A 24,567-nucleotide genomic window follows, 5' to 3' on the forward strand; every position below is an offset into this window, starting at 1 on the left:
CGTCGGCAACACGACGACAACGGCGCTGCGACAATCCGCCCGATGCTTTGTTTCGACCTGCTCGCCACCGAAAACCAGGCCCGCCGCGGCCGCTTGACGCTCACGCACGGCGTCGTCGAAACGCCGGTCTTCATGCCCGTAGGAACTTACGGCACGGTCAAGGGCGTGATGTCGCGTTCGCTCGAGGAGATGGGCGCGCAGATCATCCTCGGCAACACCTTCCATCTGTGGCTGCGACCGGGGCTGGAAGTGCTGAAGCAGTTCGGCGGCCTGCACCGCTTCGAGGGCTGGCAGCGGCCGATGCTCACCGACAGCGGCGGCTTCCAGGTCTGGTCGCTCGGCGAGATGCGCAAGATCAGCGAGGAGGGCGTCAGGTTCGCTTCGCCGGTCAACGGCGACAAGCTTTTCCTCACGCCCGAGATCAGCATGCAGATCCAGGCCGTGCTGAACAGCGACATCGTCATGCAGTTCGACGAATGCACGCCCTACGAGAGCAAGGGCCGGCTCACCACCGAACCCGAGGCGCGCAGCTCGATGGCGCTGAGCCTGCGCTGGGCCGAGCGCTGCAAGGCCGAGTTCGCCCGGCTGGAGAACCCGAACGCGCTGTTCGGCATCGTGCAGGGCGGCATGTTCGAGCATCTCCGTCAGGAATCGCTCGAGGCCCTGGTGGCGATGGACTTGCCCGGCTACGCGGTCGGCGGCGTGAGCGTCGGCGAGCCGAAGGAAGAAATGCTGCGCATCATGGCGCACACCCCGCACCGCCTGCCCGCCGACAAGCCCCGCTACCTGATGGGTGTGGGCACGCCCGAAGACCTGGTCGAGGGCGTGGCCCGCGGTGTGGACATGTTCGATTGCGTGATGCCCACGCGCAACGCCCGCAACGGCCACCTCTTCACCCGCTACGGCGATCTGCGCATCCGAAATTCGCGCTACCGGCTCGACGAGCGCCCGATCGACGAGAGTTGCGGCTGTCAGGCCTGCGCGGGCTCGGGCGCCGCAGGAGGCGTGAGCCGGGCCTACCTGCATCACCTCGACCGTTGCGGCGAGATGCTGGCGCCCATGCTCACCAGCATCCACAACCTGCATTACTACCTCAACCTCATGCGCGAGATGCGTGAGGCGCTGGAGGCGGGTCGTTTCGAGGCGTGGCGCGCGCAGTTCAAGGCTGATCGGGCACGTGGCGTTTGAGCAGCCCTCGCTGGCTCGACGCTACCAATAAGCCCAGTGCCCGCCGCCTACGACCCAGATGCCCAGCACGCCGTTGGTCACCGCGTGCGCAATCACCGGCGCCCACAGCGAGCCGGTGCGCCGGTAGAGCCAGGCATAGGCGAGCCCGGCGATGACCGCGGCCAGCCATTCGGTGTGCGCGAGGGTGAAGACGAAGGTGGAGAGCAGCACCGCCTTCAAGCCGACCGTGCGCGGATCGACCTTCAGGAAATCGACGCGCTCGAGCCAGCGCATGAGGTAGCTGCGCCAGAACAGCTCTTCCATCACCGGCACGATCAGCGCCGCACCGAGCCAGCGCACGGCGATCAGTCCCCACTGCAGGTCGCCGTTGTCGTCGACCGGGTGAAACACGGCGCTGGGCACGCCGATGCGCATCCACGGCTCGTCGAGTGCGACCCACAGCCAGCACACCGCCAGGCCCACGGCGACGGCCAGCGCCGTATCGCGAAGCTTCGGCCAGGCGGCCAGTTCGACGTATTCGCGGCAGAACCACAGCAGCAATGCGCCGGCCGCGCCGGCCTGCAGCGCATAGAGCCAGCGCGGATCGATGCCGAAGGGCGCGCTGCCCTCGGGCAGCAGGCCGCGCAGTGCCAGCAGCACGATGAAAACGCCAAAGGGCAGCACGCGGATCAACGCGGCCCGGTCCATCAGTCCTCCCATTCGGGATGCTCCAGTAAGTGGTGTAACGGCGCCGCGAGTGTCCGCTGAGCGCTCGCCGGCCGGCAAGCGATGCCGTACGCCGGCTCGCGGGGGGCTTGACTCGACGTGGCCCTTGCGGCCAATTCCGGCGGACGGGGGGTTCGCTGCGCAACGGCTGCCGCGTCCGGCCTCGCGAGCGAGTTCTCGCTCAGGCAAGCAACGCTTGCACTCGTTGCTGCAACAAGGCGGGCGTCACCTCGGCGGGCAACAGCGGCGCGCCGGCGCGCAGGCCCACGCGGCTCCACACGCCACGGCGAAACGGCCTCGACATCGCGGCGCCGTCGCGGCGCGAGAAGAACGAGCCCCAGAGGTTGTGCAGCGCCAGCGGCACCACGGGCACCGGCCGGCGCTGCAGGATCTTGATCACGCCGGCCTTGAAGGGCTGCAAGCTGCCGTCGTGCGTGAGGCCGCCTTCCGGAAAGATGCACACCAGTTCGCCTTCGGCCAGCGCACGGTCCACCTCGGCGAATGCGCGCTCATAGATTTGCGGATGCTCGGACCGGGGAGCCACGGGAATCGCGCCGGCCAGGCGGAACAGCCAGCCGAGCACCGGGGTGGCGAAGATCCGGTGATTCATGACGAAGCGGATCGGCCGCGGGCTCGCCGCCATAAGCAGGATCGGGTCGACGAAGCTCACGTGGTTGCACACGAGCAGCGCTGCACCCGTGGTCGGGATGTGCTCGTCGCCGCGAACGCGAAAGCGGTACATCAACCGCGCCACGAGCAGGGCCGTGAAGCGCAACAGGTACTCGGGCACCAGCAGGAAGACGTAGGCGGCGACCAGCGCGTTGAGGATGCCGGTGACGAGGAAGATTTCCGGCACCGTGAAGCCGGCAATCAGCAGCCCGCCGGCCATGACAGCGCTCACGATCATGAAAAGGGCATTGAGGATGTTGTTGGCCGCGATGATGCGTGCGCGGTGGGTGGCCTGCGAGCGCGACTGGACCAGCGCGTACATCGGCACGCTGTACAAGCCAGCGAACAGCGCCAGCAGCGCCAGATCGACCATCACCCGCCAGCGGCCGGGCTGCTGCACGAACTCGCCGATGCCCGTCAGCGCCACCGGCGGCGCACCGCGCGAGGAAAAGTAGAGGTCGATCGCGAACACGCTCATGCCGATCGCGCCGAAGGGCACCAGGCCGATCTCCACATGCCGGCGGCTCAGCTTCTCGCACAGCAGCGCGCCCGTGCCGATGCCGATGGAAAACACCACCAGCAGCAGCGAGGCGACTCGTTCGTCGCCGCCCAGGACTTCCTTGGCGAAGGCCGGGAACAGGCTCAGGAACACCGCGCCGAAGAACCACATCCACGAAATGCCGAGCATCGAGCGGAACACCGTCAGGTTGCCGTGCGCGAGCTTCAGATTGCGCCAGGTTTCACTGACCGGGTTCCAGTTGATGACGAGCTGCGGCGCGGTGGCGGGCGAATGCGGCACGGACTGCGCGGTGAGGCGGCCCAGCACCGCCAGCGCGAGGCAGGCGAAGGCGACCCAGTGCCGGCCGACCTCGGGCACCGAGATGAGCAGGCCGCCCGCCACGTTGCCGAGGAGGATGGCGACGAAGGTGCCCATCTCCACCATGCCGTTGCCCCCCGTCAACTCCCGCTCGCCCAGGTGCTGCGGAAGGTAGGCGTACTTGACCGGGCCGAACAGGGTCGCTTGCACCCCCATGAGGAAGATGCAGGCCAGGAGCAACGGGACGTTCTGCCACAGGAGGCCCAGCGTGGCGAGAGCCATGATGGCGATCTCCAGGCTCGTGGTGAAGCGCATCAGGCGCGACTTCTCGAACTTGTCGGCCAGCTGCCCGCAGGTGGCCGAGAACAGCAGGAAGGGCAGGATGAAGAGTGCACCGATCACCACGCCGGCCTGTGCCGGCGGCAGCCAGGCGAGCTGCAGCTGGTAGGTCACCAGCACCGTCAGGGCGAACTTGAACAGGTTGTCGTTGCCGGCGCCCAGGAACTGGGTCCAGAAGAAGGGCGCGAAGCGGCGCTGGGTGAGCAGCGAGAACTGGTTCGCACGCTCGTGGAGCGCGGGGTCGGCGCGGGGAGGGGCAAGGCTCACAAGGGGGCTTTGGTTGCGCGCGAGTGTCGCGCAAGCGCCCGCATCTTCTGCTCGACGCAGCGCTCAGACCGCCTTGTGTTGCAGGAGCTGGCTGGCGCCCTCGTACTGCCCCAGCGTCTTCGCCAGATAGGGCAGGCTGTCCTTCAACGCGGCGTGCAGCGTCCAAGGCGCGTTGATCACGAACACCCCGCTGCCGGCCAGCCCGAAGCCGAGCCGGTCGAGCGGCTGCACCGTGAGCCGGGCGTGCAGCCAACTGCGCGTCTTCACCTCCTGAGCGAGCGACTGCAGCCGCTTGGGCAGTTGCGCCGATTCGAGCCGGTTGATCTGCGGATACCAGACCACCACCACGCATTCGGCGAAACGCTGCAGCGCCTCGCGCACGGCGGCCACCACCCGGCCGTAATCGGCCTTGAGCTCGTAGGACGGGTCCATCAGCACCACCGCGCGCCGCGAGGGCGGCGGCAATTGCGCCTTCAGGCCCTCGAAGCCGTCCTCGTGGTGCACCTCGGTGTTGGGCCCGGCCGACTGGTGCGAGGCAAGGATGCGCACGTCGGCCGGGTGCAGCTCGAACAGCCGCAGCCGGTCCTGCGGGCGGAGCAGCGCGCGCGCGATCTCAGGCGAGCCCGGGTAGCGGCCGAGCCCGCCTTCGGGGTTGAAGGCGCGCACCAGCGCCACGTAATCAGCCACCGCTTCGGGCAGGTCATCACGCTCCATCAGCCGCGCGATGCCGTGCTCGAACTCACCCTTTTTCTTCGCCTCGGGGCTTGCGAGCGAATAGCCGCCGGCGCCGGCATGGGTGTCGATCAGCCAGTAAGGCTTGTCCTTTTGCCCCATGTGGCGCAGCACCTGTGCGAGCACGGTGTGCTTGAGGACGTCGGCGTGGTTGCCCGCGTGAAAGGCGTGTCGGTAGGCAAGCATGGCGCGATTGTCGCGTGCGCTCGGAGCGGTGGGCGCCGCAGGGACGACGGTCGGCGCGAGGGCTGACCGCGGCGCTCGCTGGCGGCCGATGGCAGGGGCTCGCCATCGCGGGCATCGAGCCGCCCCCGCGAGGGTTGTGGCGCGCGGTCCGAAGACGAAGGCGCGGGCTCAGCGCGCCGGCGCGAAGCGCTCGGCCAGCCCTTCGCAGGGATCGGGGCGCTGCAGCGCGGGCGTGACCCAGATCTCGTCGAAGCCGGCGGCGGCGGCGCCCTCGGGCTTTCCGGCCGCCAGGCCCAGCGCATGCACGCGCAAGCCGGGCGCCTGCGCGCGGAGGTGCTCAGGCACGCCCCGGGTCTTGTCGACGTGGTTGGCGCCGGCCACCAGCATCACCACACCGCTTGACTTCGCCTGCGCCGCCAGTGCGGTGGCCATCGCGCGGTCGCGGCCGATCTGCACCCGCGTCATGCCCGGCAGCTGCGACGCCGGCAGGAGGCCGCAATGCCCGTCGCGCACGTCGGTGAGCAGGCGCTCGCGCAGGGCGTCGTTCACCTCGGTGTCGAGCCGCTCATCACGCATGACCTCGCGCAGCGAGCTGCGCGCCAGGTTGGCGCCGATCACCGGCACCCCGGCGCGCACGGCGGCCATCACGATCGGCCCGTAAGCGGCCCAGGGCCAGCCGCGCTCGTCCCAGGCGAGTGCGGCGCGCATCCGTGCTTCGTCCGCATCGTGGCGCAGGGCCGCGGTGCTGCGGCCCTGCTCGGCCATCTCGAGCACGACGGCGATGAGGCGGCCCTGTGTTGCTAGGCGCTCCACCACTTGTGCGGCGAGGCGCTGGTGCTCGGCCGCATCGTGCTGCTCGCCGATCAGCAGCACCTCGGCGGCAGGCCAGCCGGCGCGCAAGGCGCCAGGCCCTGCCGTGCTGGCGGGCACCCGCACGCTCGGCTCGGCCGCGCCCCCGGGCGCCGGTGGCGCGACGCAGGCTACCGCGGCAAGCGCCAGCGACAAAGGGACGGCGAAGGCACGCGGCGGTGCTCTCATCGGTGCTTGGCCCTGACCGAGCGGAACAGCTCGGGGATGCCCACCTCGCGCGGACCGGGTGCCAGCTCGAAAGCTTCGCCGGCAGCAATCGTGCCGGGTGTGCGCACGGCCAGATAGAAGCCGCAGTAGCCCGACTGCACCATCAGTTTGCTCGCTTGCCCGAGGCCCATCACCGCATTGAACTTGAAGCAAGGCTGGCGCGGACCCGCCACGGCCAGTTCGCAGTGCGCGAACTTCAGCACGTCGCCGATCCAGACCTGGTTCTCGAGCAGGCCTTCGAGTGTCAAGTTCTCGCCGAAGAAGCCGGCGGGCAGTTCGGCGTCCCAGGTCGCCAGCCCGGCTTGTGCACGCACGGTCTGCCAGACGCGGTAGTGCTCGCTGGGATAGGCGTACACCGCCTTGTCCAGGCCGCCGTGCAGGCTGGGGTCGGCCTGTTCATCGCCGGCCAGGCCGAGCGGGCGGACCTCGACGTCTCCGGCGACGCCACGCTTGTGGATGCCGCTGAGCACTTCGCGGCTGCCGATGCGCAACGGCTGCGCCATGGCGACGTTCACGCTGAGCAAGCGCGGCGCCGCCGTCATGGCGCAGCGCCCGTGGGCGCATGCGGGGCGCTCGATGCGTTCGTGGCGGCAGTGTTCATCGCGGCTGGCTCCAGGGGCGGTGCCGCGCGGCGGCCCGCTCAGGCGGCCGGCCGGTAGCCCCGGCCGAAACTGCGCACCGCGCCTTGCCCGCTAGGGCCGGCCAGCCAATTCACCAGCAGCTTGCCGCCGGGCGGATTGACGCGAAAGGATCGCATGATGTGATAGGTCGCCGCCAGGCGCGCATCGCCGGCGACCATGATTGCCAAGCCTGATTTCGCCCCGCGCGCCTGCCACACGCCGCGCTCGATCAGCGCATAGCTCTGCGTCTGCTGCGCGAGGTCAAGCACCGCGGTGGGACCTGCGGCGGCCGTGCGGAGCCAGGGACCGAGCGGCTGCGGGCCGAGCGTTTTCCACAGCGCCTGTTCCACTTCACGCGTGCCGCTCGGCTCGCCATGGGCGACGAATCCAGCCGTGCCGCTGGCCCCGGCCTGGGCGACGCGCTGCAGCGCTGCCAAGGCATCGCGACCCCCGGCGATCCCGGCCGGATCGCCGTCGGCTACCTGCTTGCGGCCCGTCCGCCGCGGCGCCGGCCCGACCAGCACCACTTCGCTGCGCGCCACCGGCCGGCGGTCGTGCAAGAGGTTGCGGCGTTCCAAAGCCAGTTCGTGTTCGGGTGACTGGGTGAGCGCGGCGTCGACTTCGCCGCGTTCCAGCAAGGGCAGCAGCGCACCGCCCGGGCCGGGGCGCCACTCGATCGCCAAGCCGGTATCGCGTCCGATCGCCTGCTGCAGGTGATGGGCCAGCCCGGAGCTCAGCAGGGCGCCCTCCACCGCGACGTGCAAACGCTTGGAAGCGGGGCGCTGCGCCCAAGCGGGCAGCGCCCAGACTGCCAGCACGCCGGCCAGGTGCCGACGCTGCAAGGAACCGAAATCGACGGCGGACATGGCCACATATTAAGAGCGCTATAGGGGTAGGCCGTCCTCATGCGTCGCCTTGCTAAAGCCCGGCGCATGTCGCTATGCATAAAGCGCATGAAGGGCCGCTGTCATGGCTTAGTCACATCTCTACACTTTTATGAACGCCTGTGCCTAATGAACTCGGTCAGTCGTGCGATGGATGCCGCCAGCGTCTGATTCGACGGGAACTGGCGAGATCCCTCAACCCCTTACTGGAACCGCGATGAACCATCCCGCAATGCAAGGTCTGCGCATCGATGCGCCGGCTTATGTCAAGAACGCACGGCTGATCGCCTGGGTTTCCGAGATGGCTGCGTTGACGGAGCCGCAGGCAATTCACTGGTGCGACGGCTCGCAGGCGGAATACGACCGGCTATGCGCGCAACTCGTCGCGGCGGGCACGTTTCGCAAGCTCGACGAGACCAAGCGTCCCAACAGTTTCCTTGCGTGCAGCGATCCGAGCGACGTGGCCCGCGTCGAGGACCGCACTTTCATCTGCTCCGACCAGCAGGACGATGCCGGCCCGACCAACAACTGGATGGCGCCGGCCGAGATGCGCGCCTTGCTGCAGACCGGCCGGGCCGATGGCACGCCGGCCCTTTTTAAGGGGTGCATGCGCGGGCGCACGATGTACGTGGTGCCCTTCTCGATGGGCCCGCTCGGCTCGCCGATCGCACACATCGGCATCGAGCTCAGCGACTCGCCCTACGTGGCCGTCAACATGAAACTGATGACGCGCATGGGGCGGCCGGTGCTGGAGGTGCTGGGCGAAGACGGCGAATTCGTGCCCTGCATGCACACCGTGGGGGCGCCGCTCGAGCGGGGACAGAAAGACGTGCCCTGGCCGTGCAACCCGACCAAGTACATCGTCCACTACCCGGACACGCGCGAAATCTGGAGCTACGGCTCCGGTTACGGCGGCAATGCGCTTCTCGGCAAGAAGTGCTTTGCACTGCGCATCGCGTCGACGATGGGCCGCCGGGACGTCGAGGCCGATGGCCTGGGCTGGCTGGCCGAGCACATGCTGGTGCTGGGCGTCGAAAACCCGCAGGGCGAGAAATTCCACGTTGCCGCCGCCTTCCCCAGCGCCTGCGGCAAGACGAATTTCGCCATGCTCGTGCCGCCGTCCGGCTTCGAGGGCTGGAAGGTCACCACCATCGGCGACGACATCGCCTGGATCAAACCCGGCGCGGACGGCCGGCTCTACGCCATCAACCCCGAAGCCGGCTATTTCGGCGTGGCGCCGGGCACCAACGAGCAGACCAATCCGAACTGCATGGCTTCGCTGAAACGCGACGCGATCTTCACCAACGTGGCACTCACCGACGACGGCGATGTGTGGTGGGAAGGCATGACCGAGCAGCCGCCTGCTCACCTGATCGACTGGCAGGGCAAGGACTGGACGCCGGCGCTGGCCCGCGAGCAGGCCACGCTCGGCAAGCCCAAGCCGGCCGCGCATCCCAACGCGCGCTTCACCGTGGCCGCCACCAATAACCCGGTGCTCGACGCCAACTGGGACAACCCGGTGGGCGTGCCGATCGACGCCTTCATCTTCGGCGGCCGCCGTTCGACCACGGTGCCGTTGGTGACCGAGGCGCGCAACTGGGTCGAAGGCGTCTACATGGCCGCGACCATGGGCTCGGAAACCACCGCCGCGGCGGCCGGCGCGCAGGGCGTCGTGCGACGCGACCCGTTCGCGATGCTGCCCTTCATGGGCTACAACATGAGCGACTACTTCGGCCATTGGCTGGCGCTGGGCCGCAAGCTGCAAACGCTGTGCGAGCGCTCAGGGGCGAAGCTGCCGCAGATTTACTGCGTCAATTGGTTCCGCAAGGGAGCAGATGGCAAGTTCGTCTGGCCGGGTTACGGCGAAAACATGCGCGTGCTGCAGTGGATGCTCGAACGCGTGCGTGGCCGGGCGCAGGGCACCGAGCACGCCTTCGGCATCAGCCCGCGCTATCAAGACCTGGCGTGGCGCGACCTTGCTTTCACGCCGGACCAGTTCGCTAGCGTGATCGGCATCGATCGCGCCGCTTGGCAGCAGGAGCTCAAGCTCCACGAGGAGCTGTTCAGCCAGCTCGCCCATCATCTGCCGGGCGAACTGATCGACACCAAGCTGCGCATAGAGCAGCGGCTAGCGGCCTGAACAGTCGGAGCCCCTCCGCGGACAGCCCTGGGCTGATTCGGGCCGCCTTCGAGCGGCCCTTTTCATGTCGGACTCAATCGTTCACGTGCGCGGTCACGGGCGCACGGAACCGCCGCGGTAAAGCGCGTCCACGTTGCGACGAGCATCGGGTTCGTTCAGCGACACGGCGCTGAATTGATCGGCCCAAGCGTTAGGTTTGCGAGCGCTCACCATCAGATCGAAGAAGTGCCACAGTGCATAGGCCGCTTGAGCAAGCGGCTCTGCACCACGCGGCGCCTGGGTGCGAAAGGTGGGCAGTTGGATGGACAGCGTGGTCATGAGAAGCTTTCAGAAGAGAAGCCTGATTCTAGGGTAAACCCTCATTCCTCGTCAGATCCTTGGTCGGTCGTTTGCCACGCTTGCGGCCATAGGACAATTGTTCGATGCCTGATTCAATGACTTCGACACCCCTGAGCGACGCCGAAATCGGCGAACTCGACGATCTGCTGGCCGCGATTCCCGAGCCGCTCCAAGCGCTCGACGTGGTGATGCTCGACGGCTACCTGTGCGGCGTACTGGCGCAGCCGGTGCTGATCGACGCCGCCGACTGGCTGCCGCCGGCATTCGACTGGAACTGGGGCGACCCGGAACAGCCCGGCGCCGGCCAGGCGCTCACGCTGGAAACACCCGGCTGGCACGCCGCCAAGCACGAGCGACTGCTCGCACTGGTGATGCGCCATCACGCGGTGCTGGAGCGCCAGTTGCGCGAAGACGCCTGGTTCGATCCGCTGGTGATGCAGCCCGAGAGCGACGAAGGCCTGCCGCTCGAAGGCACCGCCGCCGTTGTGCCGGCTCTGGCGCCGTGGGCGGTCGGCTTCGAGCACGCGCTCAATCAGTTCGTTGCCCTCGAGTCCTTGACGGCCAGCGAACTGCCCGACCTGCTGGCCTGCGTGCGCCGTCATCTGCCGGAGCAGGAAGGCGATGACCAGGCCTTCACCCGGGCGCTCGACAGCGAACACCCGCTGCGCACTCTGGACGAGGCCATCGAGGATCTCGTCGGCAACGTGGTCGCGATCTGCGATCTTGCCCGCGGCGAACGGCTCAAGGTCGAGACCGTGCGCCGCGCAGGCCCCAAGGTCGGGCGCAACGATCCCTGCCCTTGCGGCAGCGGAAAGAAGTTCAAGCAATGCCACGGCCGCGAGGCGTGAGCCGCACGCGCGGCGCGGTGTACGCGGTCTGCGCGGTTTGAACCGGGCCAGCCGCGATGCGCTTGCAACTGCTGTCCGACCTGCACCTAGAAACCGAAGCCTTCGCGCCGCAGCCGGCGCCCGACGCCGAGTTGCTAATACTGGCCGGCGACATCGACAGCACCTGGGTCGGCTTGGAGCGCTTTGCGTCCTGGCCGCGGCCGGTGCTCTTCGTCGCCGGCAACCATGAATTCGACCGGCGCGAACTGAACACCGCCTGGCCGGCCTTGCGGGCGCGCTGCACCGCGCTCGGCATCGACCTGCTCGAACGCGAGGAGCGGGTGCTGCGCGGTGACGACGGGCGGCGCATCCGCTTCGTCGGCACCACGCGCTGGTGCGATTTCGACCTCTTCGGCGAGGCCCGGCGTGACCGCTGCCAACGCGCTGCGCGGTATTTCGTCGAGGTGATGCGGTCCACGCGGGACGGCTTGGTGCTCGACGCGGCGGCCGTGCGCGAAGAGGCGTTGGCTTGTCGCGACTGGCTGGTCCGAACGCTTTCGGGGCCTGCCGATGACGCCAAGCAGGCCGATGCAACAGTAGTTATCACTCACTATGCTCCGAGCCTACGAAGCGTCGATCCGCGTTACGGCGAGCAGCCGGGCACAGCGAGCTTCTGCAATGCCGATGACGACCTGCTGCCGCTCGCTGACCTGTGGCTGCACGGGCACCTGCACTGCCGACATGACTACCGGGTTGCCCACCCCGCAGGCACGCCGCGCGCTTTCACCCGCGTGGTCAGCAACGCGCGCGGTCACAGCCAGAAAGGCGAGTCGAACGGGCACGACGGTTTGAAGTGCATGACTGTGTGATGGTGCGGGGCGGTATGGGTTCATGCTAAGACGCCTCGTCGAGGCGGCACGCCAGTAAGTAAGAGGGTCCAGCAGGATCGGGCTCGAACGCTCGATGGATCAGGAGGGCTCGAAGTCGCGCGCCCGTAACTCGTTGCCACAACGCTCCGGCCGGCCGCCGGCACCGCACCAGTTCAATGGCGCAGGGCCTGCTCAGCGCCCGCAACCAGTGCCGCCCCGACTTCATCGAGCCGCGCCGCACGTACCGGTGCCGCGAGCTCGCTGCCCAGCTTCCACTGGTGCCAATGCAGCATCACGTCGATGCCGACTTCCGGTCGCAACTGAAGCAACCCGCCGCGCTGCATGCGCTCGCGCGCCTGCAGCTCAGGCACGACCCCGATGCCCCAGCCCAGTTCCGCCGCCCGCACGTAGGCCTCCGATGAAGGCACGAAGCGCTCTGCCAGCTTCGGCGCGCGCACGCCGAAGGCGCGAGCCACCCACTGCGCCTGCATGTCGTCCTTGCGGTTGAAGACCAGGAAAGGCGTGCGCGCAAAGTTCCCGCGGTGCAGACCGCCGGCTGCGTCACCGCCCAGCTCGCGCTGAACGAAGCCGGGACTGGCCACCGCGATGTAGCGCATCGCCCCCAGCGGCGTGACGCGGCAGCCCCGAAGCGCCCGCGCCACGGTGGAAACGCAACCCAGCACCTGGCCCTGGCGCAGCCACTCGTGAGTGAAGTCCTGGTCGTCGACGATGAGCTCCAGCCCGAATCCCTCCTGCAGCCCCTGCTGCACCAGAGGGTCCAGGGCCGGCAGCACCCAGGTCGCCAGGCTGTCGGCATTGACGGCGATCGGCAGCCGCGACTGCGACTGCACCTGCTCGCCAAGTTCGCGCGCCACGTCGGCACGCATTGCCTGCATCTGGCGGGCGAAGCGCAGCAGCACCTTGCCCGGTTCGGTGAGCCGCAGCGGCCGGGAGCGCACCACCAGCAACTGCCCCGACTGCGTTTCGAGTGCGCGCAGCCGCTGCGAGACGGCCGACTGGGTGATCGACAGGCGCTGCGCGGCACGCTCGAAGCTGCCGTCGTCGGCGAGCGCGGCCAGGCAGTCGAGGGCGGCGGGATCGAGGTCTTGCATGGCGTGTTCTGCGCTTCCGCTATCAGAAAAGCTAATGAATAAAGAATAACGTTAATGTCGCTTCACTTCAGCGGGGCGTCTCCGCAAAATCGAGGCACCGCGAACGGCCTGAAGCCTCGAAGGGATCTTTCATGAAAGTCATCGTCCTGGGTGCCGGCATCGTCGGCGTGAGCACCGCCTGGTACCTGCTCGAGCAAGGCCACGAGGTCACCGTCGTTGATCGCCAGAGCGACGCGGCCATGGAAACCAGCTTTGCCAACGGCGCGCAGATCTCCGTGAGCTTTTGCGAGCCCTGGGCCAATGCCCAGGCGCCGCTCAAGTTGCTGAAGTGGCTCACCCGGGCCGATTCGCCGTTGCTGTTTCGCCCCCGGCTCGATCCCTGGCAGTGGCGCTGGAGCCTCGCTTTTCTGAGCCAATGCAGCGACGCCGCCTTCGAGCGCAATGTGCAACAGCTCGTCGCCCTCGGCCGGTACAGCCAGGAGTCGCTCAAGTCCCTGGTTGCGGCGACGGGCATTGACTATCACCGCATCGAGCGCGGCATCCTGCATTTCTTCTCCAGCGAGAGGGACTTCGAGGCCGGTGCCGCGGGCGCCGAGCTGATGCGCCGGCACGGCGTGGACCGGCGCGTGTTGTCGCCCGGGCAGGTGCTCGAGGTGGAGCCGGCTCTGGCCGCCTACGGCCCGCAGTTGGCCGGCGGCACCTACACGCCCAGCGACGAGTCGGGCGATGCGCGCGTGTTCACGCAACAGCTCGCGCAGCGCTGCACCCTGCGCGGGGCACGCTTCCTGTTCGGCCATGCGGTGCAGGCGCTGGAGCGCACCGGCGGCGAGATCAGCGCCGCGCACGTCATCGACACGGCGACACAGCAGCGCCGCGAATTGCGCGCCGATGCCTTCGTCGCCGCGCTGGGTAGCTTCACCGCGCCGCTGCTGCGGCCGCTGGGCGTGAACCTGAACATCTATCCGGCCAAGGGCTACTCCGCGACTCTGAAGCTCAAGGTGCCCGAGCGCGCGAGCGTCGTGAGCATGATCGACGACAGCCGCAAGATCGCGATCTCGCGGTTGGGCGACCAGGTGCGCATCGCCGGCACCGCCGAGCTCGCGGGCTACGACACGAGCCTGGACGGCCCGACCGCGCGCACCCGCTGCGCGGCGCTGGTGAGCCGCTACGAGGAGCTGTTTCCCGGCGTGGCGCATCTGGACGAGCCGAGTTTCTGGGCCGGCCTGCGACCGAGCACGCCCACCAACATTCCCTACATCGGCCGCAGCCGCATCGCCAACCTGTGGCTCAACGCCGGCCACGGCACCTTGGGCTGGACGCATGGCGCCGGCTCCGGGCGCGCGCTGGCCGAATTGATCAGCGGCAAGCGCCCGGCGCTGGACTTTCGCTTTCACGGCCAGCCGGCGCCGCGGGCCTTGGGAGAACTCGCGGCGAGCGTGTGAAGACGCGGCGCGCCGCACGCAACGGGGAGCATGCTGCGGTCGCGCTACGTCGCTATGGACCGTGCGCACAGCCGGGGCAAGGTTGCCGGGTCTTTATGGCCGCCGCAGAAGTCTCGCTGCGTCGCTATGGACGGTGCGCACAGCCGGTGTGCAAGCCCGGTCCTACATTCTTGGGATGGGTTCGCAACGAGCCGACTTCTACAGTCTTCGGATTCGCTGCCGCGCTGTTCTTCGGAACTCGGCGTGTCGGCCCTCGCAGGCGGCTGTGCCCCGCGAAGTGACCGGTCCCAACGACGTCCTTTCTGAAGGACTTCCCCAGCCCACCCTTCAACGGGTGGGCTGTTTTTTTGGCTCAGCCGAAACCGGCGGCGAGCGCGGCACGCAGATGCTCGACCAGCGCACGCACCGCTCGCGGCACCTGCGGGCTCCACGGCCGCAGCGCGTACACCGCATCGCCGAAAAAGCCGATCGGCCGCCACAGCGGCAGCAACTCGCGCAGGCGCCCAGCCTTGAGCGCGGCCGCGGCGCTGAAGTCGGGCAACAGGCCGATGCCCAGGCCCGCCAGCACCGCGTCGCGCAGCACTTCGGAATTGTTGACGCGCAGCGCGCCGCTCACTGTCACGCGCACGCGCTCCGGCTCCGCCGCGGCACGGGAGCCGCGCACCGGCAGCCGCTCGAAGGGCCAGACCGCCGGGCCGGGGCGCAGATAGGCCACGCAGTCGTGCGCGGCCAGATCGCCCGGATGCTCGGGCACTCCGCGCCGGCGCAGGTAAGCAGGGGTGGCGACCAGCAAAGTCCGCGACGCGCACAGCTTCCAGGCGACGTGGCTGTCGGGCGGCGTGCTGGTGTGGCGCACGCCGAGATCGAAGCCCTCGTGCGCCAGGTTGACCACCCGGTCCTCGAGGGCGAGGTCCACGCGGATACCCGGCCAGGCGCGCAGGAAGGGTTCGAGCTGCGGCGCCACCTGCTGGCGACCGAGGGCGACCGGGGCGCTCACCCGTAGCAGGCCGCGCGGCTGCAGGGCGAGGTCGCGCACGGCGGCCAGGCCCTGCTCGATCTGCGTGAAGCCGGCCGAGGTCTCGTCGACCAGTTGCCGGCCGGCTTCGGTGAGCCGCACGCTGCGCGTGGTGCGCTGCAGGAGCGGCACGCCCACGCTGCGCTCCAGTTCGGCGATGCGCTGGCTCACCGCCGCTTTCGACAGGCCGAGCCGCTGGGCGGCCTGCGTGAAGCTGCCGAGCTGCGCAACCAGCCCGAGCGCATGCACGTGGGCCCACAGCGGCGGCGTCGGTGTCGTCGTCATCGCCCATTGTTCACTACAGCGAACAATGAAGTCAGCTCCTTCGCCTGTTCAGCCCGGCGTGCAGCGCCTAGTCTTAAGCGTTGTACCTGCAAGGAGATCATCATGGGCGCCCCCGAAGCTTTCACCGCCACGGCCGAAATCGGCCACTACATCGACGGCCGCAAGGTCGCGAGCACCAGCGGGCGCCGCCAGCCGGTGTTCAACCCGGCCACCGGCGCGGTCGCGCGCCAAGTGGCACTGGCCTCCCAGGCCGAAGTGAACACCGCGGTGGCCGCCGCGCAAGCGGCCTTTCCGGCCTGGGCCGACACGCCGCCGCTCAAGCGAGCGCGGGTGCTCAACAAGTTTTTGCAGCTTTTGATCGAGGAGCGCGACACGCTCGCCGCGATGCTCACCGCCGAGCACGGCAAAGTCTTCACCGACGCCCAGGGCGAGGTCACGCGCGGCATCGAGATTGTCGAGTTCGCCTGCGGCGCGCCGCAGCTGCTCAAGTCGGCCTTCACCGACCAGATCGGCACCGGCATCGACAACTGGGTGCTGCGCCAGCCGCTGGGCGTGGTGGCCGGCATCACGCCGTTCAATTTCCCCGTCATGGTGCCGATGTGGATGTTCCCGGTGGCCATCGCCTGCGGCAACAGCTTCGTGCTCAAGCCGAGCGAGCGGGACCCGAGCGCCAGTCTCTTCATCGCCGAGTTGTTCAAGCGCGCCGGACTGCCGGACGGCGTGTTCAACGTCGTGCAGGGGGACAAGCTGGCGGTCGATGCGCTGCTGGAACACCCCGACGTCAAGGCCATCAGTTTCGTCGGCTCCACGCCGATCGCGCACTACATCTACGAAACCGGCGCGCGCCATGGCAAGCGCGTTCAGGCGCTCGGCGGCGCGAAGAACCACATGGTGGTGATGCCCGACGCCGACCTCGAGCAAAGCGTCGATGCGCTGATCGGCGCGGCCTACGGCTCGGCCGGCGAGCGCTGCATGGCGATCAGCGTGGCCGTGCTGGTCGGTGACGTGGCCGACAAGATCGTGCCCAAGCTGGCCGAGCGGGCGCGATCGTTGAAGATCAAGAACGGCATGGAGCTCGATGCGGAAATGGGCCCGGTCATCACCGCGGCGGCGCAGGAGCGCATCGAGGGCCTGATCGCGAAGGGAGCGCAAGAAGGTGCCGAGTTGGTGGTCGATGGCCGCGGCCACCGCGTCGCCGGTCACGAGAAAGGCTTCTTCATCGGCGGCACGCTGTTCGACCGCGTCACGCCGGAGATGACGATCTACCGCGAGGAAATCTTCGGCCCGGTGCTGTGCTGCGTGCGCGTCCCCGACTTCGCGGCCGCGGTCGCTCTGGTCAATGCCAACGAGTTCGGCAACGGCGTGGCCTGCTTCACCCGCGACGGCCACGTTGCCCGCGAGTTCGCGCGGCGCATCGAGGTCGGCATGGTCGGCATCAACGTGCCGATCCCGGTGCCGATGGCCTGGCACGGCTTCGGCGGCTGGAAGAAGAGCCTGTTCGGCGACACCCACGCCTACGGCGAAGAGGGCGTGCGCTTCTACACCCGGCAGAAGTCGATCATGCAGCGCTGGCCGGAGAGCACTGGTAAGGGCGCCGAATTCGCGATGCCGACGGCCAAGTAAGACCCGGTGAAAAAAAGCGAGGCCGGAAAGCCTCGCTTTTTCGTTGTCTGCCGGGGCGCCGGCAGCCGCTTGCGCTCCGAAGAGGCTCCACGGCCACCTTCCGGCTCGCGGGTGCCTTGACTATCGCAACGGCTGCCGCGTTCAGCGGCGCACGCGGGCCTCAGCTTTTGGCGTTCGCCGAGCGGCGGCGGGCCATGAAGCCGACGCCGGCCAGGCCGGCCAGCATCAGCGCATAGGTCGAAGGCTCGGGGATCGCCGCCACGGTCAGCCCCTGCAGCTGCGAAGCGCCCGAACTCAGGCCGCCGATGCCGTACAGGCCCAGCGACGTGGCCGCCCCGCTTGCCAAATCGATCTCGTACAGGCCGGTCTTGGCATCGCCCACGCCGTCGATCACCAGCGCTGCAAAGGCTCGGTTGCCGGTGCCGGCGATGTCGAAGCCGACCACCGCGGTGACGTCCAGGCCCAGGCCGCCGAGCAGGGTGCTCGTGCCGGCGTTGGCGTTCAGGCTGTAGAGCGAATCCGAGGTGGCGTCGATGCCGAACAGCATGGTGCCGGTGGCCGGATCGCGGTCGTTGTTGGCATACGCCACGCCGTCCAGGCGATTGGTGGCGCCGTTGAGTGCACCGTCGACGATGACGTTGCCGGCCGGCGTGGCGCCGCCGGAGGTGGCGACCTGCACGCGCAGGTTCTGGCCGCTGTCGGACATGATGCGCAGCGAGTTGGGGCCGGCGGCGGCGTTGTCGGGCACCGGGTTGAAGTCGAAGCCGAAGGAGCTGCCGGCTAGCGGTGAAGAGAGTGCCGCCACGAAGCTCGCCGCGCCGGTGCCGGCATTCAGGGTGTACAGGTTGTTCGCGTTCGACACAGCGAAAAGTTCACCGGTCTTGGGGCGCAGGTCAATGCCCAGCAGGCGTTCGTCGCCGACCAGGCCGGTGATGGCGATCTCCGGGCCGCCGAACATCGGGTTGCCGCTGTCGAAGGTGACCAGCCTGTTGGTCACGGTCAGGCCGATCAGTGTTTCGGCAGAAGCCGGGGCGGCCGCGACCAACGCGGTGGCCATGGCAGCGGCGACGCCGCTGCGCTTGAAGAATTTCTGCATGGGAACTCCTGTGCTGAAGAATGGGTGGTTGACGTCCGGACGTGCGCAGTGGGAATCCACCAGCACACACCGAGACAACGGGCAAAAGATGTGCACAGATGCTTATGAATGCCGCTTTTGTGCTGGACCCCCCCTGAACGCGGGATAACAACCGACCTGATGGCCGTGCAGGCATGAAAAACGTGCGGCTCGTCACCGGCGCCAGCGGCAGCGCCATCCATCGCCATCGCCATCGCCCTCGCTGGCCGCGGCATCGTTGCATCCACCGCACGCCTGGCCGCACGCCGCGGCGGGGCCGTTGCCGTTAATTCGTGCGCGACGAGGCAGCGGCGCAGGCCCTGATGTCGACCCCACGGGTCACGGAGGCGCGATCGGCAACGTGTCGTCGATCGCGATCATCGACCTCGCAGGGGGCCGAGCCCGGCGGCGAGCCGCGGCTCAACGCCGCTCGACGATCACCGGCACCAGCCGCAGCGCCTCGCGCACCCGCTCGGCGGCGCCGCGCGCGTCGTCGAGAGACGCATAAGGGCCGGCCTGGAGCCTGAACAGCGGCGCATCGCTGAACACCGCCATCAGCGGCGCGAGCCAGTCGAGATCGGCCGAGACGCGCTGCTGGAACTCTTCGGCACCACCGCGTTCGCGGAAGGCGCCGAGCTGCACCCAGAAGCCATGCGTGTCGGCACTCGCGGTGGGCTCCGCGGCGCGTTGAACCATCTCTGCCGCCGGAGTGGCCGGAGCCGCCGATGGCGACGGCATGCTCACCGCCGGCTGCGTCTGAGCGGGCGGCGGCGAGACCGTCGTCGGCGCAGCGGCCACGGCGCCGCCCGAAGTGATGTCGCCGGGCGCGACCCGCGTCGGCCGGCGCCATTCGCCGGTGCGGATCGCCTCGAAGGTGAGGCGCTCCACCTCCACCGGCGCCACGCCGTCGACGCCCAGCTTCCGGGCCGCCGCGTAGCTCAGGTCGATGACGCGGCCCTGAACGAAGGGCCCGCGGTCATTGACCCGCACGACGATCTCGGCTCCGTTGGACGGGTTGCGCACCCGCGCATAGCTGGGCAGCGGCATCGTCTTGTGCGCCGCCGTCATCGCGTACATGTCGTACACCTCGCCGTTGGCAGTGCGCCGGCCGTGGAACTTGCGGCCGTACCAGGAAGCGAGGCCTTGCTCGCGCATGGGGACGTCTCGCGCCTCCGGCGTGTAGTTGCGGCCCAGCACCCGGTAGGGCTTGTTCGGGCCGCCCGAACGCAGCGGCTCGATGCGGGGAACTGCGTCCGGCGTGCGTTCCAGGCCACGCGGTGGGTCCGAAGGGGGGCCGTCGCCGCCGCCGGTGCGCGGACCGGAGGCGCAAGCGCCGAGCAGCAGGGCCAGCAGCAGCGCAGCAACGGGGGCGCAACGCCCGGGCCTAACGGCGAAGCGCCGAGCAGCACCCATCGAGGGGGCCGCGGCGATGAAGCCGGGCAACGGGCCGACGGGCGGGGCGGCGCGATCGTGCATGGCCGCGACCATAACCGAGCGATCCGCGGACCACCGCCGCGCGCATCGCCCGCTGGCGCGACACTGTCGAACATGTCGCGGTCGGTGCGTCTTTGCCGGCCGGGCTCTCAACTCGATTCATTGCGAGGCCTCGTTCATGGACCCCTACGACCACGATCTCGAACGCGGCATGCGCAACCGCCGCGCCATCCTCGGCGACGCCTGGGTCGACAAGTCGGTCGCCAACGCCAACGCGTTCAACGCCGACTTCCAGAACTTCATCACCCGCTACGCCTGGAACGACGTGTGGGGCCGCCCTGGCCTGGACGCCAGGACGCGCCGCATCATCGTGCTGGCCATCACCTGTGCGCTCGGCCGCTGGGAGGAATACGAGCTGCACCTGCGAGCTGCACTCACCGGCGGCAGCGGCGCCGGCCTGGGCGCGGGCGATCACGCCGACACGCGGCTCACGCCCGACGAGGTCAAGGAAGTGCTCATGCAAGCCGCCATCTACGCTGGCGTGCCGGCCGCCAACACGGGCGTGGCGATCGCCACCCGGCTGCTGCGCGAAATCGGTCGCGAACTGCCGCCGCTGCCGGCCACCGAGGCGGTGCACCCCGGTACCGGCCGCTCGCGGCGCAGCCAGGGCAGCCCCGCCCTGCACTACACGCTGCGAGAGCCGCGCAGCGGCGCGCCGGCCCCGCACACCTTCGTGCTCAGCCACGCGCTCGGCTGCGACGCGAGCCTGTGGGACGAACTGGCCAACGCGCTGGCCGCGCAGCACCGCGTGATCTGCTACGACCACCGCGGCCATGGCGATTCCGATGCGCCGCCGGGCCCCTACACGATGGCGGCGCTGGCGCAAGACGCCGAGCGACTGCTGGCCGAGCTGCAGCCCGGACCGGTGATCTGGGTCGGCCTGTCGCTGGGCGGCATGGTCGGGCTGGAACTCGCGTTGCGCCATCCGGAACGCCTGAAGGCGCTGGTCATCGCCAATTCCAGTTCGGGATTCGGACATGAGGGACGCAGCGCCTGGCAGCAGCGCATCGACGCCATCGAGCACGGCGGCCTGGAGGCCGTCGCCGATGCGGCCATGCAGCGCTGGTTCAGCGAATCCTTTCGCCAGGCGCAGGCGGCCACCGTGGCGCGCTGGCGCCGGCGCGTGGTGAGCACACCGGTGGCGGGCTACCTTGGCGCCAGCCACGCGGTGATGCACATGGACACCACCGCGCGGCTGCCGCAAATTGCCGTGCCCGCGCTCGTGATCGCCGGCGACCAGGACCAGGGCACGCCGCTGGCGATGTCGCAGGCCATCGCGCATGCGGTGCCGAAGGCGCGTCTGGTGGTCATCGACGGCGCGGCGCATTTGAGCGTGCTCGAGCAGCCGGGCGCGTTCGAGGCCGCGGTGCGCGACTTCATCGGCGGCGTGTGAGCGTCGCCCCCGACCTTTCTACTTTTTGACGGACCTCAGCCATGGACGCCCTGACGACTCTCCTGCCCAGCATTCCCCCCGCCGTGTGGTGGGCGCTCGCCGTTGTGATGACGATCATCGGCGTGGCCGGCACCGTGCTGCCGGTGCTGCCCGGCACGCTCCTGGTGATGGCCGGCCTGTTCCTTGGCGCCTGGATCGATGGTTTCGTGCGGGTTTCGGGCTGGACCGTGGCGGCGATTGCCGTTCTGGCGCTGCTCGCGCTGGCCATCGATTTCGTCGCCTCCGTGCTCGGCGCCCAGCGCGTCGGCGCCAGCCGGTGGGCGCTGATCGGCGCGGCATTGGGAACCGTGGTGGGCCTGTTCATGGGCCTGATCGGCGTGCTGTTCATGCCCTTCGTGGGCGCGGTCGCCGGAGAGCTCTACGCGCTGCGGCAGCCGCCGGCCGGTGGCCTGGTGCCCGCGACGCCGGGCGTGCCGGTCGACAGCGACACGCGGCGCGCGTTCAGGGTCGGCACCGCTGCCTGGATCGGCATGCTGGTTGGCACGGCGGTGAAACTGGCGCTCGGCTTCGTGATGATCGGCGTGTTCGTCGTGGCCTTGCTGTGGTGAGGAGCGGGCCGCCCCGGCTCCGCTTGTCGCGTCAGCCGCCCGGCCGCCAGCCCAGACCCTCGCTCGTGCCGGCGCGCGGCCGGTACTCGCAGCCGACGTAGCCCTCGTAGCCGAGCGCGTCGATCACTTCGAACAGGTAAGCGAAGTTCAGCTCGCCGGCATCGGGTTCCTGGCGCGCCGGGACGCCGGCGATCTGCAGATGGCCTACGCGCCCCTGGGGCAGATAGTGGCGCAGCTTCATCGCCACGTCGCCTTCGACGACCTGACAGTGGTACAGGTCCATCTGCACCTTCAGGTTCGCGGCGCCCACCAGACTGACGATCTCGTGCGCATGGTCTTGCCGGTTCAGAAAATAGCCCGGCATGTCACGCTGGTTGATCGGCTCGATCAGCAGGTCCACGCCGGCCGTGGCCGCCTGCGCTGCGGCCCAGGCCAGGCGCTCGATGTACGCCGCCTGCAGCGCGGCGCGCTCGGTGCCTTGCGGTAGGCAGCCGGCCATGACATGCACACGCGGGCAATCGACGGCCTGGGCATACACAAGGGCCTCATCGACGCTGCGCCGGAAGTCGTCGTTGCGGCCCGGCAGGCATGCCAGGCCGCGTTCGCCTCCTGCCCAGTCACCCGGTGGTGCGTTCATCAGCACTAGCGGCAGGCCGGCGGAGGCGAGTCGTTCGCTCAGGGCGGCGGCCGGGTGTTCGTACGGGAACTGGCATTCGACGGCCGCAAAGCCGTCGCGCGCCGCGGCGGCAGGGCGATCGAGAAAGGAATGCTCCGTGTAGAGCAGGCTCAGGTTGGCGGCGAAACGTGGCATGCGCGCATGCTGCCAGCTTCGCGCGGTGGCGCGTGGCGCGCGAACACGCCCTAAGCCTTGTCGTTGCGCAACACGACCAGCTTCGACAGCCGGAACAGGTTCACTGGCCGGACCGATTCGACGTGCCAGTCGTGCGCGAGGATGTGCTCCTCGTAAGCGAAGTCCGAGCGAAATCCGACGCGGTCGGCCACCGAACGCACCGCGCGCTCCATCAACCACCAGAACGGGCTGCCACTGAAGTGGTTGACGACGAGGATCGCGCCGCCCGGCTTGCACACGCGCCGGATCTCGTGCACCAGCCGCGCCGGATGCGGCGTGACCGACAGGACGTAAGGGACCGTTATGCAATCGAAGCTGTCATCGGCAAATTCCATGCGTTCGGCGTTCATCACCTGCAGGGCCACCTGGCGCTGTGGCATCGCGGCCGCACGTGCACGCGCACGCTCCAGCATGTCGGCAGACAGATCGATGCCCACCACACGCGAGTCCGGCGGATACCCGGCGAGGGTGAGGCCGGTGCCCACGCCGACCTCCAGCACCGAAGCAGGATGCAGGGCCGAGGCCGCTGCCGTCATGGCCTTGCGGCCGGGCTCGAGTACTCGACCGAACACCCAGTCGTACAAGGGGGCAAAGCGGTCGTAGGTGCGCACGACGGCATTGGCCGTGGGGCCGGGCCTCGCGTGCTCGCTGAATGTTTCCGGCTCGGGTTGACGCGCCGCGGTTCGCACTCCGCTTTCTCTCATGAGGTTTTCCTAGCAAGTGGATGACGTGGATGCTACGTGTGGCAACCCCGGTGCCTGCCATGGCCCTTGCTGCAAGCGCAGAGTGTTCTTGCGCCGTGATCTGTGGGAACAGCGATTGCTCCTAACGTGCGCGACCGACGGAGCCTCGCATGAACGATGCTTTGCCCGAGAAGGAACGACCATGACGACACAGCCCGATACGAAACCTGTTGATCCCGCGCCTGCCGAGCACGAGGAAGACCTGATCGACGAGGCCGTCGAAGAAAGCTTCCCCGCCAGCGATCCGCCGGCCATCACGCCGCGGCGCAAGGCTGTCGATGAGGACGCGGGGCGCAAGCCGGCAAAGGGTGACGACACGCAGCAACAACCACCGGTGCCATCGCCTTCGTGATGTAGCGCCGGCGCGCGTCGACACCGGCGTCTCACGTTTATTTGCGTTGGTGCGCCCGGCTGGGATCGAACCAGCAACCCCTGCCTTCGGAGGGCAGTACTCTATCCATTGAGCTACGGACGCAGGGCGTGGATTCTAGCGCGCGCGCTTGCGGGCCTTCGCCCAGCGCGGCTCGTCAGGGAGGCGGCCTCTATAATCGCCCGGCTTTGCCACCGGCTGCCGACGCACCGCGCTGCGCGGGGCTCGACCCCCCAGTTTTTCCGAGGATTTCATGAGCGACCCTGTGCCCTCCCACGCCGATCCGGAAGCCAATCACGAAGGTCCGATCCGCACGCCCAAGCAGTTGCTCATCGCCGTGGTGGCGTCGTTCGTCATTCCGATCGCCGTCATCGTGATGCTGGCCAGTTTCGTGTCGAATGCGGTTAAACCGGGCGCGGGCACCGAAATGCTCGACGAGCAGGCGATCGCCCAGCGGCTGGCGCCGGTCGGGCAGGTCGTGGTCCGCGACGTCACCGACGTGAGCGTGATGAAGTCCGGTGCCGAGGTCTACACCGCTCAATGCGCCGCTTGTCACGACGCCGGTCTGGCCAATGCACCGAAGTTCGGCGATGCCGGTGCCTGGGCGCCACGCATCACCGCCGGCTATGAGGCGCTGCTGACATCGGCGCTCGAGGGCAAGGGGGCCATGGGCCCGCAAGGCGGCGGCGATTTCAGCGACCTGGAAATCGGCCGCGCCGTGGTTCACCTGGCCAATGCCGGGGGCGCCAAGTTCGAGGAGCCCAAGCCGGCGCCCGCCATGGCGGCGGCAAGCGAGCCGGCCCCCGCGTTGAGCGGCGCGGCTGCGACCACCGCGGCACCCGCGCCGACTGCGCCGCCC

The 24,567-nt window shown here is 68.8% G+C and carries 23 protein-coding genes and 1 tRNA gene; 10 read left to right on the forward strand and 14 right to left on the reverse strand.

Translation table 11 applies throughout. The features are described from left to right. Nucleotides 1–42: 42 nt before the first annotated feature. Nucleotides 43–1,188: a tRNA guanosine(34) transglycosylase Tgt gene (gene tgt / locus H0W40_RS00420; RefSeq protein ID WP_292441963.1), complete on the forward strand. Its 1,146-nt coding sequence runs from the start codon at nt 43–45 to the stop codon at nt 1,186–1,188. A 21-nt stretch (nt 1,189–1,209) separates the two neighbouring features. Here the strand turns inward: tgt and H0W40_RS00425 are convergent, their stop codons facing one another. The 6 genes from H0W40_RS00425 to H0W40_RS00450 form a co-directional block, all read right to left on the reverse strand. Next, nucleotides 1,210–1,887: a CAAX prenyl protease-related protein gene (locus H0W40_RS00425; protein ID WP_292441965.1), complete on the reverse strand. Its 678-nt coding sequence runs from the start codon at nt 1,885–1,887 to the stop codon at nt 1,210–1,212. Nucleotides 1,888–2,074: 187 nt separating this feature from the next. Continuing rightward, on the reverse strand, nt 2,075–3,985 hold the full coding sequence (locus H0W40_RS00430) for an MFS transporter (protein WP_292441967.1): 1,911 nt from the start codon (nt 3,983–3,985) through the stop codon (nt 2,075–2,077). A gap of 63 nt (nt 3,986–4,048) precedes the next feature. Beyond that, on the reverse strand, nt 4,049–4,903 hold the full coding sequence (locus H0W40_RS00435; RefSeq protein WP_292441968.1) for a 23S rRNA (adenine(2030)-N(6))-methyltransferase RlmJ: 855 nt from the start codon (nt 4,901–4,903) through the stop codon (nt 4,049–4,051). Nucleotides 4,904–5,071: 168 nt separating this feature from the next. Beyond that, on the reverse strand, nt 5,072–5,941 hold the full coding sequence (locus H0W40_RS00440; protein ID WP_292441970.1) for a ChaN family lipoprotein: 870 nt from the start codon (nt 5,939–5,941) through the stop codon (nt 5,072–5,074). Then, nucleotides 5,938–6,522 carry an MOSC domain-containing protein gene (locus H0W40_RS00445; protein ID WP_292441972.1) on the reverse strand — a complete coding sequence of 195 codons (585 nt, stop codon included), beginning with the start codon at nt 6,520–6,522 and terminating at the stop codon, nt 5,938–5,940. Before H0W40_RS00445 ends, H0W40_RS00440 begins: the two co-directional genes overlap by 4 nt. 98 nt (nt 6,523–6,620) lie before the next feature. Then, complete coding sequence (locus H0W40_RS00450) at nt 6,621–7,466, reverse strand: substrate-binding domain-containing protein (protein ID WP_292441974.1); 846 nt, start codon at nt 7,464–7,466, stop codon at nt 6,621–6,623. Nucleotides 7,467–7,701: 235 nt separating this feature from the next. Here H0W40_RS00450 and H0W40_RS00455 point away from each other — a divergent pair, with 235 nt between their 5' ends. After that, complete coding sequence (locus tag H0W40_RS00455) at nt 7,702–9,624, forward strand: phosphoenolpyruvate carboxykinase (GTP) (protein WP_292441977.1); 1,923 nt, start codon at nt 7,702–7,704, stop codon at nt 9,622–9,624. 93 nt (nt 9,625–9,717) lie between these two features. Here H0W40_RS00455 and H0W40_RS00460 read toward each other — a convergent pair whose 3' ends face one another. Further along, a complete protein-coding gene (locus H0W40_RS00460; protein WP_292441978.1) occupies nt 9,718–9,942 on the reverse strand; it encodes a hypothetical protein in 225 nt (74 codons plus the stop codon). Nucleotides 9,943–10,046: 104 nt separating this feature from the next. Between H0W40_RS00460 and H0W40_RS00465 the strand changes: the two genes are divergently transcribed. Next, nucleotides 10,047–10,811, forward strand: coding sequence for a UPF0149 family protein (locus tag H0W40_RS00465; protein WP_292441980.1), 765 nt, complete (start codon nt 10,047–10,049; stop codon nt 10,809–10,811). A 56-nt stretch (nt 10,812–10,867) separates the two neighbouring features. After that, nucleotides 10,868–11,659: a metallophosphoesterase gene (locus H0W40_RS00470; protein WP_292441983.1), complete on the forward strand. Its 792-nt coding sequence runs from the start codon at nt 10,868–10,870 to the stop codon at nt 11,657–11,659. A gap of 173 nt (nt 11,660–11,832) precedes the next feature. Here the strand turns inward: H0W40_RS00470 and H0W40_RS00475 are convergent, their stop codons facing one another. Next, nucleotides 11,833–12,771, reverse strand: a complete 939-nt coding sequence (locus H0W40_RS00475) for a LysR family transcriptional regulator ArgP (RefSeq protein ID WP_292441984.1) — start codon at nt 12,769–12,771, stop codon at nt 11,833–11,835. Nucleotides 12,772–12,902: 131 nt separating this feature from the next. Between H0W40_RS00475 and H0W40_RS00480 the strand changes: the two genes are divergently transcribed. After that, complete coding sequence (locus tag H0W40_RS00480; RefSeq protein ID WP_292441986.1) at nt 12,903–14,213, forward strand: D-amino acid dehydrogenase; 1,311 nt, start codon at nt 12,903–12,905, stop codon at nt 14,211–14,213. A 352-nt stretch (nt 14,214–14,565) separates the two neighbouring features. On the opposite strand, the gene H0W40_RS00485 is transcribed toward H0W40_RS00480, so the two are convergent. Then, entirely contained in the window at nt 14,566–15,513 is a 948-nt protein-coding gene (locus tag H0W40_RS00485; protein WP_292441988.1) for a LysR family transcriptional regulator, read from the reverse strand. 102 nt (nt 15,514–15,615) lie between these two features. Between H0W40_RS00485 and H0W40_RS00490 the strand changes: the two genes are divergently transcribed. Beyond that, complete coding sequence (locus H0W40_RS00490; RefSeq protein ID WP_292441989.1) at nt 15,616–17,136, forward strand: CoA-acylating methylmalonate-semialdehyde dehydrogenase; 1,521 nt, start codon at nt 15,616–15,618, stop codon at nt 17,134–17,136. Between the two features lie 160 nt (nt 17,137–17,296). Here the strand turns inward: H0W40_RS00490 and H0W40_RS00495 are convergent, their stop codons facing one another. Continuing rightward, nucleotides 17,297–18,232: a DUF4394 domain-containing protein gene (locus H0W40_RS00495; RefSeq protein ID WP_292441991.1), complete on the reverse strand. Its 936-nt coding sequence runs from the start codon at nt 18,230–18,232 to the stop codon at nt 17,297–17,299. Between the two features lie 438 nt (nt 18,233–18,670). Continuing rightward, nucleotides 18,671–19,726, reverse strand: a complete 1,056-nt coding sequence (locus tag H0W40_RS00500) for a septal ring lytic transglycosylase RlpA family protein (RefSeq protein ID WP_367153713.1) — start codon at nt 19,724–19,726, stop codon at nt 18,671–18,673. 136 nt (nt 19,727–19,862) lie between these two features. Between H0W40_RS00500 and pcaD the strand changes: the two genes are divergently transcribed. Beyond that, the gene (gene pcaD, locus H0W40_RS00505; RefSeq protein ID WP_292441992.1) at nt 19,863–21,137 is read left to right on the forward strand and encodes a 3-oxoadipate enol-lactonase; all 1,275 of its coding nucleotides are present in this window, start codon (nt 19,863–19,865) and stop codon (nt 21,135–21,137) included. Nucleotides 21,138–21,178: 41 nt separating this feature from the next. Then, on the forward strand, nt 21,179–21,745 hold the full coding sequence (locus tag H0W40_RS00510; RefSeq protein ID WP_292441993.1) for a DUF456 domain-containing protein: 567 nt from the start codon (nt 21,179–21,181) through the stop codon (nt 21,743–21,745). A gap of 31 nt (nt 21,746–21,776) precedes the next feature. On the opposite strand, the gene otnI is transcribed toward H0W40_RS00510, so the two are convergent. Further along, nucleotides 21,777–22,556, reverse strand: a complete 780-nt coding sequence (gene otnI, locus H0W40_RS00515) for a 2-oxo-tetronate isomerase (protein WP_292441994.1) — start codon at nt 22,554–22,556, stop codon at nt 21,777–21,779. A 50-nt stretch (nt 22,557–22,606) separates the two neighbouring features. Continuing rightward, nucleotides 22,607–23,299 (reverse strand): methyltransferase domain-containing protein, encoded by a 693-nt coding sequence (locus tag H0W40_RS00520; protein WP_292441995.1) that lies wholly within the window; start codon nt 23,297–23,299, stop codon nt 22,607–22,609. A 181-nt stretch (nt 23,300–23,480) separates the two neighbouring features. Between H0W40_RS00520 and H0W40_RS00525 the strand changes: the two genes are divergently transcribed. After that, complete coding sequence (locus tag H0W40_RS00525; RefSeq protein WP_292441997.1) at nt 23,481–23,690, forward strand: hypothetical protein; 210 nt, start codon at nt 23,481–23,483, stop codon at nt 23,688–23,690. Nucleotides 23,691–23,737: 47 nt separating this feature from the next. Here the strand turns inward: H0W40_RS00525 and H0W40_RS00530 are convergent. Further along, nucleotides 23,738–23,813: transfer RNA gene (locus tag H0W40_RS00530), tRNA-Arg, on the reverse strand. A 148-nt stretch (nt 23,814–23,961) separates the two neighbouring features. Here H0W40_RS00530 and H0W40_RS00535 point away from each other — a divergent pair. Continuing rightward, nucleotides 23,962–24,567, forward strand: a 606-nt coding sequence (locus tag H0W40_RS00535) for a c-type cytochrome (protein WP_292441998.1), incomplete at its 3' end; no start/stop codon positions are given.

Source organism: Methylibium sp., from assembly GCF_013817345.1.
Lineage (GTDB): Bacteria > Pseudomonadota > Gammaproteobacteria > Burkholderiales > Burkholderiaceae_C > Methylibium.

Coding starts and splice junctions, on each gene's coding strand:
- tgt (WP_292441963.1), top strand. CDS start 43: ATGCTTTGTTTCGACCTGCTCGCCACCGAAAACCAGGCCCGCCGCGGC.
- H0W40_RS00425 (WP_292441965.1), bottom strand. CDS start 1,887: ATGGGAGGACTGATGGACCGGGCCGCGTTGATCCGCGTGCTGCCCTTT.
- H0W40_RS00435 (WP_292441968.1), bottom strand. CDS start 4,903: ATGCTTGCCTACCGACACGCCTTTCACGCGGGCAACCACGCCGACGTC.
- H0W40_RS00440 (WP_292441970.1), bottom strand. CDS start 5,941: ATGAGAGCACCGCCGCGTGCCTTCGCCGTCCCTTTGTCGCTGGCGCTT.
- H0W40_RS00445 (WP_292441972.1), bottom strand. CDS start 6,522: ATGACGGCGGCGCCGCGCTTGCTCAGCGTGAACGTCGCCATGGCGCAG.
- H0W40_RS00450 (WP_292441974.1), bottom strand. CDS start 7,466: ATGTCCGCCGTCGATTTCGGTTCCTTGCAGCGTCGGCACCTGGCCGGC.
- H0W40_RS00455 (WP_292441977.1), top strand. CDS start 7,702: ATGAACCATCCCGCAATGCAAGGTCTGCGCATCGATGCGCCGGCTTAT.
- H0W40_RS00460 (WP_292441978.1), bottom strand. CDS start 9,942: ATGACCACGCTGTCCATCCAACTGCCCACCTTTCGCACCCAGGCGCCG.
- H0W40_RS00465 (WP_292441980.1), top strand. CDS start 10,047: ATGCCTGATTCAATGACTTCGACACCCCTGAGCGACGCCGAAATCGGC.
- H0W40_RS00470 (WP_292441983.1), top strand. CDS start 10,868: ATGCGCTTGCAACTGCTGTCCGACCTGCACCTAGAAACCGAAGCCTTC.
- H0W40_RS00475 (WP_292441984.1), bottom strand. CDS start 12,771: ATGCAAGACCTCGATCCCGCCGCCCTCGACTGCCTGGCCGCGCTCGCC.
- H0W40_RS00480 (WP_292441986.1), top strand. CDS start 12,903: ATGAAAGTCATCGTCCTGGGTGCCGGCATCGTCGGCGTGAGCACCGCC.
- H0W40_RS00485 (WP_292441988.1), bottom strand. CDS start 15,513: ATGACGACGACACCGACGCCGCCGCTGTGGGCCCACGTGCATGCGCTC.
- H0W40_RS00490 (WP_292441989.1), top strand. CDS start 15,616: ATGGGCGCCCCCGAAGCTTTCACCGCCACGGCCGAAATCGGCCACTAC.
- H0W40_RS00495 (WP_292441991.1), bottom strand. CDS start 18,232: ATGCAGAAATTCTTCAAGCGCAGCGGCGTCGCCGCTGCCATGGCCACC.
- H0W40_RS00500 (WP_367153713.1), bottom strand. CDS start 19,726: ATGCACGATCGCGCCGCCCCGCCCGTCGGCCCGTTGCCCGGCTTCATC.
- pcaD (WP_292441992.1), top strand. CDS start 19,863: ATGGACCCCTACGACCACGATCTCGAACGCGGCATGCGCAACCGCCGC.
- H0W40_RS00510 (WP_292441993.1), top strand. CDS start 21,179: ATGGACGCCCTGACGACTCTCCTGCCCAGCATTCCCCCCGCCGTGTGG.
- otnI (WP_292441994.1), bottom strand. CDS start 22,556: ATGCCACGTTTCGCCGCCAACCTGAGCCTGCTCTACACGGAGCATTCC.
- H0W40_RS00520 (WP_292441995.1), bottom strand. CDS start 23,299: ATGAGAGAAAGCGGAGTGCGAACCGCGGCGCGTCAACCCGAGCCGGAA.
- H0W40_RS00525 (WP_292441997.1), top strand. CDS start 23,481: ATGACGACACAGCCCGATACGAAACCTGTTGATCCCGCGCCTGCCGAG.